We start from the raw sequence: 11,435 nt of genomic DNA, 5'->3' as shown, positions 1-11,435 counted from the left end.
CGCGCGGGCAGGGCCTTGCCCCTTGCGGCGCTCCCGCTCGGCGCCGATCAAAAGCCCGATGCCCAGCGCGACCGCGAGATTAAGAAGCAGGGGAGGCAGTTCGATCATTTTGCTCCTGTTCGCCGGATCATCCCGGCGCGGTTTAACCGTTCGCCCACCCTCGTCGCTTCGCTCGATGATCATTGCCGGATGAGCGGCGGTTTGGGAAGCCGCCTCCTTGGCGACGGGATGCTTGCCCCAGATCAAAGCACGCGATCGCAAGCAGCCTAGTAATCTGGAGCACAGGAGGCCAACCATGCTGCCCTTTACATCCGAGCAGTTCCGTTCGGTCTTTGTGGACTACAACAACTCCATCTGGCCGGCCCAGATTGCGGCATATCTGCTCGGCGGGATCGCGGTTGCATTGCTCTACCGCAAGACGCCGCACGGGGACCGGATCATTGCCGGCATCCTGGCGATGATGTGGTTGTGGACGGGCGTCGGCTATCACGCGCTTTGGTTCTCCTCGATCAACAAGGCCGCCTACGCGTTTGCGGTGCTGTTCATTCTCCATGGCTGCTATCTTCTTTACGCCGGCGTGTATCGCGGTCTGATCGGGTTCGGCCTGCGACCAGGCCTGCCGGCCGTTATCGGCGGGGCGTTCGTGGTCTATGCGGCGATTTTCTATCCGATGATTGGCGTGGCCGCCGGCCATGCCTATCCCGCAATGCCGATGTTTGGCGTTACGCCGTGCCCGGTGGTCATTCTTACGTTCGGGCTTCTTCTATTGACCGTACGCCCTGTGCCGCGCTGGCTTCTTGTCGTTCCCTTTATCTGGTCGTTGATCGGCGGCAGCGCCGCCATTCTTCTGCAAGTCCCACAAGACTGGCTTCTGCTGGTCAGTGGTGCGATTACCGTACCGCTGCTGGTTTTTCGAGACCGGCAGACGATGGAAGAGGGGATCGCGTAAGGCAGGTCGCAGCGGCTCGGCGCTTCATTGTCTAATGTCGAGAGCGGGATGTTCCGATGTCATCCCGCCGCCATCGCGCGACGTTGATGCAGATCATGGCCGACTGCGCGGTCTCTTGGGAAGCTGTCTCGTTCGCGCCGAGACGGTTCGCGTGACATCGGGATCGACGCATGGGTCGTCTGCACAAGGAGAACCACCTTGTCGAGCGCATCGGATGGCTGCGGGCGGCCGTGCTCGGCGCCAATGACGGGATTATCTCGACCGCGAGCCTGATCCTCGGCGTGGCGTCGGCCTCTGCCTCGCAGAGCGATGTGTTGCTGACCGGCGTTGCCGGGCTGGTCGCCGGCGCGATGTCGATGGCGGCAGGCGAATATGTGTCGGTCAGTTCGCAGTCCGATACCGAGCACGCCGACCTCGCGCGCGAGAAGCGGGAATTGGCCGACGACCCCGTCTTCGAGCGCGAAGAACTGGCCCAGGTCTATGTCGCACGCGGCGTCGAGGCTGAACTCGCCCGCGAGGTCGCAAGGCAATTGATGGCCAAGGATGCCCTGGGCGCGCATGCCCGCGACGAACTCGGGATCTCCGAGGTCACGGCCGCGCGCCCGGTGCAGGCGGCGCTGGCCTCGGCCGCGACCTTCTCCGTCGGGGCGGCGGCGCCGCTCGCGCTGGTGCTGGTCCCGCCCTCCAATATGCTGATTCCGGTGGTATCGGCGGGATCGTTGATCTTTCTCGCCCTGCTCGGCGCGATCGGCGCGAAGGCCGGCGGCGCCGGACTCCTGAAGCCGACCATCCGCGTGACCTTCTGGGGCGCGTTCGCGATGGCGTTGACAGCGGGGATCGGCGCCATATTCGGCAAGGTGGTCTGAACGCAGGTTGTGGGATGCTACCGCGCCGCCGACTTCGGCGCCGGCGTCACGCGCCAGATCGCGTTGCCGACGTCGTCGGCCACCAGTAGCGCGCCCTGTTTGTCGAGTTGCACGCCGACCGGCCGGCCCTGCGCTTCGCCGTTGTCATTTAGGTAGCCGGTCAGCACGTCCTGCGGCTTGCCTGACGGCTTGCCATCGGTGAATGGCACGAAGATCACCTTGTAACCGGAGCGCGGCTTCCGATTCCATGAGCCATGCTGGCCGACAAAGGCGCCGCCGGCCATCGCCTGCGGAAACAGATTGCCGGTGTTGAAGGCAAGTCCGAGCGCCGCGGTGTGCGCGCCGAGCGCGTAGTCGGGGGCGATCGCCTTCGCCACCTGATCGGGCCGATGCGGTGCGACCCTCGTGTCGACCTTCTGGCCGTAATAGCTGTAGGGCCAGCCGTAGAACGCGCCGTCCTTCACCGAGGTCATGTAGTCCGGCACCAGATCGTTGCCCAGTTCGTCGCGCTCGTTGACGACCACCCACAGCGCTCCCGTGTTCGGCTCCCAGGCCGGCCCGTTCGGATTGCGCAGGCCGGAAGCGAACACGCGCCACTTGCCGGAGGCGCGATCGACTTCGAGCACGGCGGCGCGATTGGCCTCCTCCGCCATGCCGTTTTCGCCGATATTGCTGTTGGAGCCGACGGTGACGTAAAGCTTTGTGCCGTCGGGACTGGCGATCAGGTCCTTGGTCCAGTGATGGTTGCGGCCCGCCGGCAGGTCCGTCAGCTTCGCCCCCGGCGCGGTGATTTTGGTGTCGCCGGCACGGTAGGTAAATTTCACGATGGCGTCGGCATTCGCGACGTAGAAGTCTTCGCCGACCAGCGCCATGCCGAACGGCGAGAACAGGTTTTCGAGGAAGACGCTCCTCGTCTCGGCGATGCCGTCGCCGTCGGCATCGCGCAGCAGCGTGATGCGATTGGCGCTGGGCACGCCGGCGCCGGCGCGCTTCATAACCATTGTCGTGATCCAGCCCATGATGCCGCCGGAATCAGCCTTGGGCGGCGCATTGCTTTCCGCCACCAGCACGTCGCCATTGGGCAGCACATGGACGGTGCGCGGATGATCGAGCCCGGTCGCGAAGGCATTCACCGCCAGGCCGCTGGCGGCCCTGGGCTTGGCTCCGTCAGGCCAGCCGGTGGCGGTCGCGATGTTGACCGTCGGCAGCCAGGATTTTTCCGGGGCCGGCAAGGTCGGGGAGGGGCCGAAGGTCTGCTCTGCGACGGCGGTTTCCGGGGGCTCGCTGCAGGCGGCGAGCGGAAGCGCCAACGTGCCGAAACAGATGCCGAGCAGGATTGCGTTGCGCATGATGGCTCCCGGGAAATTGCCCTGTACAATGCCGCAGACCTGCCGATGTTCAAGGCTTCCCGCCATGAATTTCGCGTGATGGAAAGCCGTGCCAAACCAACAGCTTGCTATCTGTGCATGGGGTTGTTTTCGATATTTTGGATTGAAGACCGCGCCCTGTCGCCTCGGGTGGGACTTGGGGCTCGGTAAGTCTGGGCAAAAAGGGTTTTGGGGGAGATCGCCATGAACGGGACGACCGACGGCGCGCGCGAGGCGCAATGGCTGAAATGGCGCAGCGTCGCCGAGCTCTATCATGCCTATTTCACCGGGCTGATCCTGACCGTGGTGACGCGGCGCGGTACCGCCGATGCCGCGGAATTCGTGTTCCGGGTGTTTCGCCGCCAGCAGCAGGAGCGCTTTCTGCCCGGCCTCGAAAAGCTCGGCCTCAGCCATCTGCCGCCGGCGGTGGCGGCGGCGCAGTATCATTATCTCTCGAACTGGATCGGCGGCGTCCATGTCGAATACATGTACGAGAACGACCGCAAGGCCTGGATCCGCTATCCGCCGCCGCGCTGGATCTGGAAGGGCACCGCCATCTGCGGCGTGCCCGGCGAAGTGTCGCGCGCGATGCTGCGCGGCTGGCACGCCAACAACGGCGCAGCGCTGGGCGATCTCCGGCTCGGTTTCGTCTGCACCAAGCAGAGCGTCGATGGCCAGGACGGGCTGGAAGGCTATTACTGCGAATACGACCATCCGCTCGAGATCGACCAGCGCATGGTGTTCGCGCGCCATCTCGAGGCGCCGTTGTTCGATCCCGCCGCGGCACCAGCCTTGCCGGTCGCAAGCTGGCCGAAGCCGCGGCTGGAAAAGGCCTACCGCAACTACGCGATGGAATATGTGCGGACCGCAGCACCCGTGATGGTGCAGGTGTTCGGCCCGGAAGATGCCGGCTACCTGCTGCATCTCACCGGAAAGCTGATCGGCATGCAGTATTTCGACGAGATCGCGCGTGGTCTATCCGGCAGCCGGGGTTCCGCAAAGGAATTCACGGCGTTCCTGCAAACGCTGTTCGGTGCGCAGGACGAGGTCGCCGAAATCAGCGAGTCCGAAGGCGCTTTCGAAATGCGGCAGCAGAGCTGGAAGCTGATGGCCGATGTGGGCGATTGTCACCCGGCCTGCGCCAGGGTGCTCGAAGGATTGTTCCAGGGCCTGGCAGCCGGCTGCGGTCGCCACATTCCGGTTCACTTGAAACCGTCGGCCGGCGGCAAGCCGCCCTTCGTCTGGTCGATCGGCTGATACCCGCACCTTGCGCCACTGCGCTCTCCCGCGTGCGGGGGAAAAGTAAGCAAGAAAGCCCCCTGCACGCAGGCGGCCCATGCGCCGGGCGCGCATGGAATCGCCCGGGATCGGTGCTAGGAAGCGGCCGGCACGGCAGGTAGATCGGGCTGCGGCGCGCCTGGCGCGCGGGAGATGAAATGTCCGATATCGGTGTCGCCGAGATCCCCGTCGACGACGACGAACGCCCGCTTCCGCCGCCGGAAGCGCCGGTGACGAACGTGCTCGTCGAGGGGCCGATCCTGCGCACGCTGCTGTGGCTGGCATGGCCGAACGTGATCGCGCTGTCGGCCGGCACCTGCGTGGTGATCGCGGAGACCTCCTATATCGGCCGGCTCGGCGTCGAGTCGCTGGCGGCGATGGCGCTGGTTTTTCCGTTCGTGATCCTGACCATGACCATGTCGGGCGGCGCGATGGGCGGCGGCGTGGCCTCGGCGATCGCGCGCGCGATCGGCGCCGGCGATATCGACCGCGCCTCGACGCTGGCGGCGCATGCGCTGCTGATCGGCGTCGGCCTTGGCCTCGTGTTCATGCTGGGCATGCTGATCTACGGCCCCACGCTGCTGGAACTGCTCGGCGGTCGCGGCAATGTGCTGGCGCAGGCCATCGGCTACGTGCAGATTTTCTTCGGCGGCGCGGTGGTGCCGTGGCTGATGAACACCTTCGCGGGGATTTTGCGCGGCACCGGCAACATGAAGCTGCCGTCGCTTCTGATGCTGTCGTCCGCCGCTTGCCAGATCGTCCTCGGCGGCGCGCTCGGCCTCGGCCTCGGGCCGATCCCGTCCTTCGGCATGCAGGGCGTCGCCGCAGGCTCGCTGGTCGCCTATGTGATCAGCGTCTCAGTGATGGCCTGGTACATCTTTTCCGGGCGCGCGCGCGTGGTTCCCAGGATCAGGGGCCTGCGGATTCAACGGGCGATGTTCTTCGATATCCTGAAGGTCGGCGCCGTCTCCTGTTTCTCGCCGCTGCAGTCGGTGCTGACTGTCGCCATCTTCACCCACATGCTGGCGCAGTTCGGCACCGAAATCCTGGCCGGCTACGGCGTCGGCGCCCGGCTCGAATTCATGCTGACCTCGATCGCGTTCGCGGTCGGCATCGCCTCGGTGCCGATGGTCGGGATGGCGATCGGTGCGCGGAGGGTGGCGAGGGCACGGCGGATCGCATGGATCGCCGGCTGCGTCGCCTTCGTGTCGGTCGGCGCCTTCGCCACCGTGATCGCGATATTTCCCGATCTGTGGGTCAACATCTTCACCGACGATCCGGGCGTGCGCGCGGCCAGCCGGCAATACCTGTCGATCGCGGCACCGATGTACGCCTTCATCGGGCTGTCGATCTCGATGTATTTTTCCTCGCAGGGCGCTGCGAAGGTGCTGGGACCGGTGCTGGCGCAAACCGCGCGGCTGGTGTTCGTCGCCGCCGGCGGCTGGTGGCTGGCGACGTTCGATGCGTCCGCGGCGAACTATTTTGCGCTGGCCGCAGCGTCCATGGTCGTGCTCGGCGTGCTGTCCGCCGCCAGTGTCGCCTTCACGCGCTGGGGACCGAAGGGCGGGCCGGCGCCGGACAGCCGTCCTGCATTGTCCTGACCAATACGTGCGTGGCTAATGCCGTCGGCGGTGACGCCGGTGGCCGCCGCCGACATTGGTCATGCGCATTAGTTGCGGGATCATGCTCATCACCTCGCCGCCGCCGGCGCCGCCAAGCATGCCCATGATGTTGCCGCCCGTGCCGATGCCGTAACCGTCGGGCGCATGGCCACCGAATCCGCCGGGGATTCCGCCGAAGCCGCCGCCCATCATGCCACCAAGGCCGCCGCCCTCCATCATCTGGCTCATCATCGGCCCCATGGTCTGCATCATCATGCCGAACCGGCGCTTGCCCATCCTGGCCTTCATCATTTCCAGCATCGGCGCCATCTGGGTCATCATGTCGCCGCCGCCTCCACCGCCGCCGAAGCCGCCGAACTGGGCCTTTGCCTGCATCGTCGTCAGCGTGAACAGCAGCAGCAGCGTCGCCGCCTGGCACACCACCTTGTCAGCTCCAGTCATGATTCCGCTCCCTGTGCGCAGCTCCGCGGGAAGCGGCGCAAACCGGACGCACGTGGCGACGCTAGGAGCGGGCAGGGGTGCGCTTCTGTGAAAAAGATCACGTTCGCGCGGAGCAGCAACAATATTGAGGCGTCATCTTGAGGTGCGAGCGACGCGATGCGTTTCGCATCGCGTTCCGAGCGAGCCTCGAAGGATGATGGATTGGCGTGCTTGCGGCCATCCTTCGAGGCCGTCGCAAGGGCCACGATGCCTCAGGATGACGGAATGTGGCGCGAATCCCTTACGTGCACACCGCCTCGACATTGTTGCCGTCGGGATCGATCAGGAACGCCGCATAGTAGGTCGGGCTGTAGTCGGCGCGCGGGCCGGCGCCGCCATTGTCGCGACCGCCGGCCTTCAGGCCCTCGCTGTGAAATTTCCGGATGGCGGCGTGGTCGGGCGCGCGGAACGCGACATGGGCGCCGCCATTGGCCGGTCCCTTGTTCAGATGAAGCCAGAGCGCCGGCTCGCCGCTGGGGCCGAAGCCGGCGCCGCTGTCGTCGCGCGAGCACAACACGAAGCCGAGCGGCGCCAGGGCTGCGGTATAGAAACGTACGCTGGCGTCGAGACTTCCAACCCTTAATCCGATGTGGTCGTACATGGTATCTCCGATGCAAGGTGCGCGCTGGCATGCGCGCGTTCGGAGACGACCCTAATCAGTGCAAAGCGAGGCGTTCTTGGAAAATCTTGCGGTCGCCCCGCGATGCTGCACGAAACCGGCGCGGCGAAACCCCGGCGCCGCGGTGGAAGGTACGGACGAAATTGGAGAGATCGCCGAACCCGACATCGTAGGCGACATCCGTGACGGAGATTTCGTTATCGGCCAACAGCCGCGCGGCATGGCGCAGCCGGGAGCGCACCAGATACTGGTGTGGCGTAACCCCGAGCACGGCCGAGAACAGCCGCAGGAAGTGGAACGGGCTGGTCCCGGCCTGCGCCGCAGCCTGCTCAAGGTCGATATTTTCATGCGAATGCGCGTCGATCCACAGCGCGGTTTCCACCGCGCGGCGTCGATCCCTGGCTCCGGTTGCCGCGGCCTCCTGCGGCCGCCCGGAAACCACCGCGACGAACCGGCTGGCGAACAGCGTCCCGGCCTCGTCGAGGCCGATATCGCTGCGGCCGTCGGCGGCAGCCTGCGCCAGTTCGCCCAGCACCATCAATTCGGGCAGCGGAGGTGCTGCGCCGATCTGCCAGATCTCGGCACGGTCGCCGATCGCGTCCACCAGCTCGGGGCCGGGAAAGAACGACAGGCACTCGTCACCACAGACATGGTCGTGGGTGCACATGTATTCGTCACCGGGATGGCCGACCAGCACCGATCCCGCCACCAGCTCGAAGCTGCGGCCGCGGCTGCGGCAGCCGAAACTGCCCTTGCGGACGAAGGAAACCGAGTGGCCTCGATGCTGCTCCACGAACGGCGTGTCCGCCGGACCAGCGGAGCAGCGGAAGTCGAATACCGAAATGGAATCGCGCTGCAAGAGCGGTGTTGCCGTCATGTAGTGATTTTAGCCCTGCAGGCGCGGCGGGGCAACGGGCAGCAGCACGTCGAACAGCGTCTTGCTGCTGACGGCGCTGCGCGCGCCCTCGATCGAAAGCAGCCTGCGCTTGGAGATACTGCCGCCATGCGGCGACATCCTGTCGGCATAGCTGCCGGCTTCGAGAACGCGATGGCAGGGCACGATGATCACGAAGGGATTTTTGGCCAGCGCCTGCGCCACCGAATGCACGGCGCCGGAGGCGCCGAGCCGTGTGGCGATTTCACCGTAGGTGCGGGTCTCGCCGCGCGGGATCGCCTGCGCCAACCGGTAGACCCGCTGGTTGAAGGCGTGGATGCCCGTGACATCGAGGATGACGTCGGAAAGGTCGCCTGGCTGGCCGCGCAGCAGCGCACCGATACCCTCGATCGCGACTTCGATGTCCGGCGGCGGACGCTGTTCGCGGGCGTCGGGATAGAGCTGGTACAGCCGGCGCCTGGTCTCGATCTCGCGCGCCTCGGGCAGCTGCACGCCGACAATGCCGGCCTGACCCCATGCGATGCCGCACCGGCCGATCATCGTGTCGAAAATGGTGTACCCACGCCCCGACATTACGCTACCCACCCGGAGGCATCATATCACTGTCATGAACGGCCGCACCTGGAATCTTCGGGTTCGGTTAAGGGTAGCGAGGGCTGGGGCGGCAAGGCGCTTGGCGGATCACGCGGGCTCGGCTAATTTGGGCGAGCCATCCGGCCGCGGGCGTAGCTCAATGGCAGAGCAGGAGCTTCCCAAGCTCACGACGAGGGTTCGATTCCCTTCGCCCGCTCCAGCCCGAGCATAAATTTCGCTCCTATCCGGTCCCGCGGTTAGCGGCGAATGCCCGTAGCTTTACCGCGTACCGCAAAAGCACACATCGCGGCATTCGCTGCCGCTGTTCAATATAGATCACATTGCCCTGACCAGCCGCCCTAGCGTTGCATCGGGCAGGACGACACTGATTCGGGCGTTTCGTCGGAACCTCATTCGAGGCCTGCCGCTGAAGCCCATTCGTGGAGTCCGCTGACCCGATGATTCCTGGGAGTGCGGACCATGAACGGCTTCACGAAACTGGCGTTGCTTGCGTGCCTTGGACTGGCTGTCACCATCGCGCCGCGCGCTGCCGTCGCCGATGCGGTCTCCGCACGCCTCGACGCGCTGGAGCGGGAGAATGCCGCGCTGCGGGCGCGGCTCATCCGGCTCGAAACGTCGAAGGCAGCGAGACCGCAGTTGCACCCGGCGCACTTGAACTCCGCCGCTCCGCCCGCCGTGCCGCGCGCGCCCGCCGCCGACAGCATGGCCGCCGCCTACCGCCACGCCGGCGAGCCGAGGCCGGTTGCGCCGCGCTTCGAACTCTCGGGGTCGCTGTCGTTCCTGCAGCCCGGCGCCGGCAACCTCGAATACGGCACGCTGACCAATCCTTTGCCACTGGTGACACCGCACTGGAACAACCAGTCGCTGAAGCCGAACTTCGCGCCGTCGTTCACGCTCGGCGCCCGCTACATGCCGAGCGAGGCCAACGACATCCAGTTGAACTGGACGCATCTGAACAGCACCGCCAATGACTCCTTTTTCGCTTCGCCGACGGAAATGGTGGGACCGCCCTACCTGATCGGACCCGAATCCGCCCTGTACAAGAACGGCTCAGGCACGGTGAAAACCCGGTTCGACGCCGTCAATCTCGACGTCGGGCACACATTCTGCGCCGATTGCGCGTTCCAGATGCGCGCCTTCGGCGGCGTGACGGCGGCGCGGATCGGTCAGACCCTGTCGGGGCTGTTCGAAAGCCCCGGTGGCGCGGCCTCCTCGGGTTACACCAACAATTCGCTGTTCACCGGCGCCGGCCCTCGTCTCGGCCTCAAGGGCCAGTACGGCATCGGCGACTTCCAGTTCATCGGCGAGGTCGCGGCCGCAGCCCTGGTCGGGACATCGCAGAGCCGCATCGATTACACGACGCTGTCGCCGGCGTTCGGGCTCTCCAACCAATATCTGGCATCGCCGGACGCGACGCGGGTGGTTCCCAGCATCGATGCCCGGCTGGCCACCGCCTATACGTTTGCGCCGAACAGCCTCGGCCTGTTCAAGGTCGAGGCCGGCTATAAGGCGGCGGTCTATTTCGATGCCGTCAATGCCTATGCGGTGACGCAGGTGCCGACCGGCCTGACGCTGCCGCCGGTCGGGATTTATCTCGCGACGCAACAGCACCTGCTGAGCAACTACACCAACCACGGCCCCTATGTGACCGCCAGCTGGGCCTTCTGGTAAGCACGGTTCCCGGGGGCGAGGTCGCCGAAGGCGGCCTAGCATTCGCCCCTGATCGCGCCTATATTCAGGCTGTCGCAAGACGATGGCGCTGAAACTCTGAGCGGACTGCAGGCAGACCCGGGGGCAGTACCCGGCGCCTCCACCCTAGCAGCCTGATTTTGCCGGTGAGGCAACGTGCAGGCTGCTACGGCGGGGGCGAAACAGGATCGATGGCTGCGAAGAAGCTCTGAATTGTGCTCGGCATGATACCGCCGTTATCGGGTCAAAAACCTAAATGCAAACGATAACGTTGCATTGAACGAAGTGCGCCTCGCGGCGTAACCTGTTCGGGGTTGGTCCACCTGGCAACAGAACGGCCATCGCCGCGTCAGCCCTCGGGCTGGCGCGGCTTTATTTTGGGGACGGGATAGCCGCGCCGCACTACTTGGCCGCAACCACCATGATCTCGACGTTGTATTTCGGCGACGCCAGCTTGGCTTCGACCGTGGCGCGCGCTGGGGTATTGCCGGCCGAGACCCAGCCGTCCCACACCGCGTTCATCTCGGCGAAGGTGTTCATGTCGGTGATATAGATCGTCGCCGACAGCAGCTTCGACTTGTCGCTTCCGGCCTTCTTGAGATGGCTGTCGATGGTGGCGAGCACGTCCTGGGTCTGTTTGGTGACGCTCTCGCCGGCCGCATTGCTGGCGACGACGCCGGCGAGATAGACGGTGTCGCCGTGGACGACGACCTGGCTCATGCGGGGGCCGGTATCGAAACGCTGGATGGTCATAGGTTCTCTCCCTTTTTGTGCGGCGATTACTTAGCGCGCGGGCGCGGCATTGGCAAAGCGCGTTGCGCCCGCGCTTCACCCCACCGCTTTCGCCGCCGCCCGTCCCGCATTCCTCCCGGAAAACAGACAGCCGCCCAGAAACGTGCCTTCCAGCGAACGATAGCCATGCATGCCGCCGCCGCCGAAGCCGGCGGCTTCGCCTGCGGCATAAAGCCCGGGCATGATCGCGCCTTCGCTGCCGAACACGCGGGAGTCGAGGTCGGTTTCAAAGCCGCCCAGCGTCTTTCGGGTCAGGATATTGAGTTTGACGGCGATCAAGGGGC

At 65.5% G+C, this 11,435-nt stretch carries 13 protein-coding genes, 1 tRNA gene and 1 other RNA gene; 7 read left to right on the top strand and 8 right to left on the bottom strand.

Annotation, left to right across the window (positions count from 1 at the left end; genetic code table 11):
- Positions 1-246, bottom strand: a 246-nt coding sequence (locus Q8R73_RS05325; protein WP_305718490.1) for an MgtC/SapB family protein, incomplete at its 3' end; no start/stop codon positions are given.
- Positions 247-295: 49 nt separating this feature from the next.
- Between Q8R73_RS05325 and Q8R73_RS05320 the strand changes: the two genes are divergently transcribed.
- On the top strand, positions 296-949 hold the full coding sequence (locus Q8R73_RS05320) for a DUF6064 family protein (protein WP_305718489.1): 654 nt from the start codon (positions 296-298) through the stop codon (positions 947-949).
- A gap of 170 nt (positions 950-1,119) precedes the next feature.
- Positions 1,120-1,815, top strand: coding sequence for a VIT family protein (locus Q8R73_RS05315; protein WP_305718488.1), 696 nt, complete (start codon positions 1,120-1,122; stop codon positions 1,813-1,815).
- A 17-nt stretch (positions 1,816-1,832) separates the two neighbouring features.
- Here the strand turns inward: Q8R73_RS05315 and Q8R73_RS05310 are convergent, their stop codons facing one another.
- Positions 1,833-3,164 (bottom strand): sorbosone dehydrogenase family protein, encoded by a 1,332-nt coding sequence (locus Q8R73_RS05310; RefSeq protein WP_305718487.1) that lies wholly within the window; start codon positions 3,162-3,164, stop codon positions 1,833-1,835.
- Between the two features lie 222 nt (positions 3,165-3,386).
- Between Q8R73_RS05310 and Q8R73_RS05305 the strand changes: the two genes are divergently transcribed.
- The gene (locus Q8R73_RS05305; RefSeq protein WP_305718486.1) at positions 3,387-4,439 is read left to right on the top strand and encodes a hypothetical protein; all 1,053 of its coding nucleotides are present in this window, start codon (positions 3,387-3,389) and stop codon (positions 4,437-4,439) included.
- Between the two features lie 179 nt (positions 4,440-4,618).
- Positions 4,619-6,061, top strand: coding sequence for an MATE family efflux transporter (locus tag Q8R73_RS05300; protein ID WP_305718485.1), 1,443 nt, complete (start codon positions 4,619-4,621; stop codon positions 6,059-6,061).
- A 15-nt stretch (positions 6,062-6,076) separates the two neighbouring features.
- Here Q8R73_RS05300 and Q8R73_RS05295 read toward each other — a convergent pair whose 3' ends face one another.
- The 4 genes from Q8R73_RS05295 to Q8R73_RS05280 all read right to left on the bottom strand — a co-directional run bounded on the left by Q8R73_RS05295 (position 6,077) and on the right by Q8R73_RS05280 (position 8,649).
- Positions 6,077-6,523: a hypothetical protein gene (locus Q8R73_RS05295; RefSeq protein WP_305718484.1), complete on the bottom strand. Its 447-nt coding sequence runs from the start codon at positions 6,521-6,523 to the stop codon at positions 6,077-6,079.
- 280 nt (positions 6,524-6,803) lie between these two features.
- Entirely contained in the window at positions 6,804-7,163 is a 360-nt protein-coding gene (locus Q8R73_RS05290; RefSeq protein ID WP_305718483.1) for a VOC family protein, read from the bottom strand.
- 55 nt (positions 7,164-7,218) lie between these two features.
- Positions 7,219-8,058 carry an AraC family transcriptional regulator gene (locus tag Q8R73_RS05285; protein ID WP_305718482.1) on the bottom strand — a complete coding sequence of 280 codons (840 nt, stop codon included), beginning with the start codon at positions 8,056-8,058 and terminating at the stop codon, positions 7,219-7,221.
- 9 nt (positions 8,059-8,067) lie between these two features.
- Complete coding sequence (locus Q8R73_RS05280; RefSeq protein ID WP_305718481.1) at positions 8,068-8,649, bottom strand: methylated-DNA--[protein]-cysteine S-methyltransferase; 582 nt, start codon at positions 8,647-8,649, stop codon at positions 8,068-8,070.
- Between the two features lie 146 nt (positions 8,650-8,795).
- Here Q8R73_RS05280 and Q8R73_RS05275 point away from each other — a divergent pair.
- The 3 genes from Q8R73_RS05275 to ssrA all read left to right on the top strand — a co-directional run bounded on the left by Q8R73_RS05275 (position 8,796) and on the right by ssrA (position 10,705).
- Positions 8,796-8,869: transfer RNA gene (locus tag Q8R73_RS05275), tRNA-Gly, on the top strand.
- Between the two features lie 260 nt (positions 8,870-9,129).
- Positions 9,130-10,341 carry an Lpg1974 family pore-forming outer membrane protein gene (locus Q8R73_RS05270; protein WP_305718480.1) on the top strand — a complete coding sequence of 404 codons (1,212 nt, stop codon included), beginning with the start codon at positions 9,130-9,132 and terminating at the stop codon, positions 10,339-10,341.
- 32 nt (positions 10,342-10,373) lie between these two features.
- Positions 10,374-10,705, top strand: a transfer-messenger RNA (tmRNA) gene (gene ssrA / locus Q8R73_RS05265).
- A 56-nt stretch (positions 10,706-10,761) separates the two neighbouring features.
- Here ssrA and Q8R73_RS05260 read toward each other — a convergent pair.
- Both Q8R73_RS05260 and Q8R73_RS05255 read right to left on the bottom strand, forming a co-directional pair.
- Positions 10,762-11,112, bottom strand: coding sequence for a RidA family protein (locus Q8R73_RS05260; protein WP_305718479.1), 351 nt, complete (start codon positions 11,110-11,112; stop codon positions 10,762-10,764).
- Positions 11,113-11,187: 75 nt separating this feature from the next.
- Positions 11,188-11,435, bottom strand: a 248-nt coding sequence (locus Q8R73_RS05255) for an FAD-binding protein (protein WP_305718478.1), incomplete at its 5' end; no start/stop codon positions are given.

The organism is Bradyrhizobium sp. (assembly GCF_030697065.1).
GTDB lineage: Bacteria > Pseudomonadota > Alphaproteobacteria > Rhizobiales > Xanthobacteraceae > Bradyrhizobium.
This window is presented reverse-complemented; position numbering and strand designations above follow the sequence as displayed.

Bases quoted from the DNA above. Each gene is read 5' to 3' on its own strand.
- Q8R73_RS05280 (WP_305718481.1), bottom strand. From the start codon at position 8,649: ATGTCGGGGCGTGGGTACACCATTTTCGACACGATGATCGGCCGGTGC.
- Q8R73_RS05290 (WP_305718483.1), bottom strand. From the start codon at position 7,163: ATGTACGACCACATCGGATTAAGGGTTGGAAGTCTCGACGCCAGCGTA.
- Q8R73_RS05315 (WP_305718488.1), top strand. From the start codon at position 1,120: ATGGGTCGTCTGCACAAGGAGAACCACCTTGTCGAGCGCATCGGATGG.
- Q8R73_RS05285 (WP_305718482.1), bottom strand. From the start codon at position 8,058: ATGACGGCAACACCGCTCTTGCAGCGCGATTCCATTTCGGTATTCGAC.
- Q8R73_RS05320 (WP_305718489.1), top strand. From the start codon at position 296: ATGCTGCCCTTTACATCCGAGCAGTTCCGTTCGGTCTTTGTGGACTAC.
- Q8R73_RS05310 (WP_305718487.1), bottom strand. From the start codon at position 3,164: ATGCGCAACGCAATCCTGCTCGGCATCTGTTTCGGCACGTTGGCGCTT.
- Q8R73_RS05270 (WP_305718480.1), top strand. From the start codon at position 9,130: ATGAACGGCTTCACGAAACTGGCGTTGCTTGCGTGCCTTGGACTGGCT.
- Q8R73_RS05295 (WP_305718484.1), bottom strand. From the start codon at position 6,523: ATGACTGGAGCTGACAAGGTGGTGTGCCAGGCGGCGACGCTGCTGCTG.
- Q8R73_RS05300 (WP_305718485.1), top strand. From the start codon at position 4,619: ATGTCCGATATCGGTGTCGCCGAGATCCCCGTCGACGACGACGAACGC.
- Q8R73_RS05260 (WP_305718479.1), bottom strand. From the start codon at position 11,112: ATGACCATCCAGCGTTTCGATACCGGCCCCCGCATGAGCCAGGTCGTC.
- Q8R73_RS05305 (WP_305718486.1), top strand. From the start codon at position 3,387: ATGAACGGGACGACCGACGGCGCGCGCGAGGCGCAATGGCTGAAATGG.